The organism is Flavobacterium sp., from assembly GCF_003525665.1.
Taxonomy (GTDB): Bacteria; Bacteroidota; Bacteroidia; order Flavobacteriales; family Flavobacteriaceae; genus Flavobacterium.
Window position 1 is genome coordinate 6,320 of the sequence record NZ_DQDX01000073.1, and the last position, 3,401, is coordinate 9,720.

The window sequence follows — 3,401 nt, forward strand, 5'->3', positions numbered from 1 at the left end:
AACTTGAAGTTTTTTTCTTTATCAATTTGTGTAGAAATTATTTCTCCTTTTGCTTTTTTAATTGTTCGTGGGTAATCTCCACTAAAATCTTTATAGTCATAATATCCTGTAAATACGCTATGAAATTTTTTGTCAAATATTCCTATCTCTAATACAGCATCATTTTCATCTACAAAAAGTGGACAATGTGAAACAAAATTTTCACGCTCATATTTAGCATAGTGAAAATCATACCATTTCCCTTGTAGTTTAATGTTTTGTTTGTCACTATATAATTTTACTTCCGTAAAGTTAGAAATTGAATCAAAAGCATTTATATTTGTTTTACCATTATATCCAGCTTTATCTTTTTTTTCTGTTGGAACATAATCACTTTGCCCAAAACAAAATCCAGCGTTCATTAAAAGAAGTATAAAAAGTAGTGACTTATTCATTACTAAGCGAGATTAATTGTTGTTAAAAGTGTTCATTAAAAATTTGTCAAAATTTTCAAAATTAGCTTCATCGACGTTGTATAAAACCATTCTATAAATATCATTATTTTTTCCGCCAATTAAATGGTAGCTAGTAAAAATCACATCTTTATTGAATTGTGAAGGCATTTTTACTTTGAATAACTTGAAGTTTTTTTCTTTATTAATTTGCGTCGAAATTATTTCTCCGTTTGCTTTTTTAATTATTTGTGGGTAATCTTTACTAAAATCTTTGTAGTTAAAGTATCCTGAGATTTTTCGGTGAGCTTTAACACTAAAAATAAGAATTTCAAACATCGTATTGTTATCATCTACAAAAATTTGAGAATAGGGTACAAGTCCCTCTTTTTTGTAGTTCACATGGTCAAAATCAAACCATAACCCAGAGAGTTTTACCGAACTTCTGGAATCTAATTTGATAAAAGTGATTTTATTAATTGAATCCAGTTTTACAATGTTTGTTCTATTATTGTAATTGCCATCTTTATCATTATTTTCAACCGGAACATAATCACTTTGTGCAAAGATAAACGTCCAACTAAATATAAAAAAGAAAAGTAGTCCTTGTTTCATTCCTAAAGTAGTTTGATGTAAACATAAAATATAATTAAAAGATTAGCAAATTAAAATCCACAAATTGTTTTTACCTTTGTACCATGATTGAGAAAAAAGACATCAGAGCCATTTCTAAAGAACTACTTAGAGAATTTTTTGTAACCAACGGCGACAAAGCTTTTCGTGGAAATCAAGTTTACGAATGGTTGTGGAGCAAAGGCGCACATAGTTTTGACGACATGACCAATCTTTCCAAAGAAACGCGTGCCATGCTCGAAGCCAATTTTGTAATCAATCACATCAAGGTAGACCAAATGCAACGCAGCGAAGACGGAACAGTAAAAAACGCCGTTCGACTTCACGATGGATTGGTTGTAGAAAGCGTGCTAATTCCAACAGAAACCAGAACAACAGCATGTGTTTCATCGCAAGTTGGTTGTAGTTTAGATTGTAATTTCTGTGCAACAGCTCGTTTAAAAAGAATGCGAAATCTAGAACCTGGCGAAATTTACGACCAAGTTCTTGCCATAGATAACGAAAGCAAATTATATCACAACCGACCACTTTCCAACATCGTTTTCATGGGAATGGGCGAACCTTTGATGAACTACAACAACGTCATCAAAGCCATCGAAATGATAACTTCCGACGAAGGTCTTGGAATGTCACCCAAAAGAATCATGGTTTCCACATCTGGAATTCCAAAAATGATTAAAAAAATGGCCGATGATGATGTGAAATTCAAACTCGCAGTATCACTTCACTCAGCAATAGATGAAGTTCGCGCCAAGATAATGCCATTCAGTTCCAATTTTCCACTAAAAGATTTACGCGAAAGTTTAGAATATTGGTACAGAAAAACCAAGTCCAAAGTTTCCTACGAATATGTTGTGTGGAAAGGAATCAACGACAATAAACAAGCTGTTGATGCTTTGGTTAAATTCTGTAAATACGTTCCGTGTAAAGTCAATTTAATCGAATACAACCCAATCGATGATGGCGAATTCCAACAAGCTTCAGAAAAATCGGTTAATTTGTACATTAAAGAACTTGAAAAAGCAGGAATTGTCGTGAAAGTACGTCGCAGTCGTGGTAAAGATATTGACGCAGCTTGTGGTCAATTGGCCAATAAAGAAGCCTAGTTTTTTTTGGAGCGAATCGTTCGGGCATTTTTTGCAATCCGTATTCCTGCTTTCCATTCCAATCTTTCTTTTAATTGCCTTTGGGTTTTAACCCAAGGCACTTAAAAGAAAGGATTTCCATTCCAAACGTAGTTCACTGAACACAAATGGAAATATACACAATGTGAAGTAATCAGGGCTAATTAGTAATTGTCTTAGTCAAAAGTTAAGATTATATCAACAACTTTTTTTCTAAATACAAAAAGCGTTATTTTTGTATTCAATAATGAACATCACTTCACAAATAAAACAGCCCATTCTGACTGAGATGGAACTTTTCGAAAAGAAGTTCTACGAATCAATGTCGTCCAAAGTGGCGTTGTTAAACAGAATTACCTATTACATAGTAAACCGAAAAGGAAAACAAATGCGACCGATGTTTGTTTTCTTAACAGCCAAAATGCTTTCGGGCGGAACTGTAAATGAGCGAACCTATCGCGGTGCCTGTGTAATCGAATTAATTCATACTGCAACTTTAGTTCATGATGACGTTGTTGATGATAGTAACAGAAGAAGAGGTTTTTTCTCAATAAACGCGCTGTGGAAAAATAAAATTGCTGTTCTTGTTGGCGATTATTTGCTTTCCAAAGGTTTATTACTTTCAATAGATCATGGAGATTTCGATTTACTCCGAATAATCTCTGTTGCCGTTCGCGAAATGAGTGAAGGCGAATTACTTCAAATAGAAAAAGCCCGAAGACTTGATATTACCGAAGATATTTATTACGAAATCATTCGTCAAAAAACAGCAACGCTTATTGCTGCTTGTTGTGCACTCGGAGCCAAATCAGTTTCTGATGATGAGGTTCAAGTAGAAACCATGAGAAAATTTGGTGAACTAATCGGAATGGCTTTTCAAATAAAAGACGACTTATTCGATTACACCGATGAAGCCATCGGAAAACCAACAGGAATTGATATCAAAGAGCAAAAAATGACGTTGCCATTAATTTATGCTTTGAATAATTGTTCGAGCAAAGAAAAAAGTTGGTGCATCAATTCGATTAAAAATCACAACAAAGACAAAAAACGAGTGAAAGAAGTAATCCAATTTGTAAAAGACAAAAACGGACTAACTTATGCCGAACAAAAAATGGCGCAATTCCAACAAGAAGCACTCGCTTTAATTCAAAATTTCCCAGATTCAATTTACAAAGACAGCTTAGTTTTAATGGTGAATTACGTTATAGAA

Annotated in this window: 4 protein-coding genes; 2 read left to right on the forward strand and 2 right to left on the reverse strand. The window is 33.6% G+C overall.

What is annotated here, in order from left to right; genetic code table 11:
- Both DIU01_RS05195 and DIU01_RS05200 read right to left on the reverse strand, forming a co-directional pair.
- On the reverse strand, positions 1-434 hold a 434-nt coding region (locus tag DIU01_RS05195), incomplete at its 3' end, for a hypothetical protein (protein ID WP_290832182.1).
- Between the two features lie 12 nt (positions 435-446).
- Positions 447-1,046, reverse strand: coding sequence for a hypothetical protein (locus DIU01_RS05200; protein ID WP_290832183.1), 600 nt, complete (start codon positions 1,044-1,046; stop codon positions 447-449).
- Between the two features lie 83 nt (positions 1,047-1,129).
- Here DIU01_RS05200 and rlmN point away from each other — a divergent pair, with 83 nt between their 5' ends.
- Positions 1,130-2,170, forward strand: coding sequence for a 23S rRNA (adenine(2503)-C(2))-methyltransferase RlmN (gene rlmN / locus DIU01_RS05205; RefSeq protein WP_290832184.1), 1,041 nt, complete (start codon positions 1,130-1,132; stop codon positions 2,168-2,170).
- Positions 2,171-2,435: 265 nt separating this feature from the next.
- A partial coding sequence (locus DIU01_RS05210; protein WP_290832185.1) for a polyprenyl synthetase family protein occupies positions 2,436-3,401 on the forward strand: 966 nt, incomplete at its 3' end.

Coding starts and splice junctions, on each gene's coding strand:
- rlmN (WP_290832184.1), top strand. CDS start 1,130: ATGATTGAGAAAAAAGACATCAGAGCCATTTCTAAAGAACTACTTAGA.
- DIU01_RS05200 (WP_290832183.1), bottom strand. CDS start 1,046: ATGAAACAAGGACTACTTTTCTTTTTTATATTTAGTTGGACGTTTATC.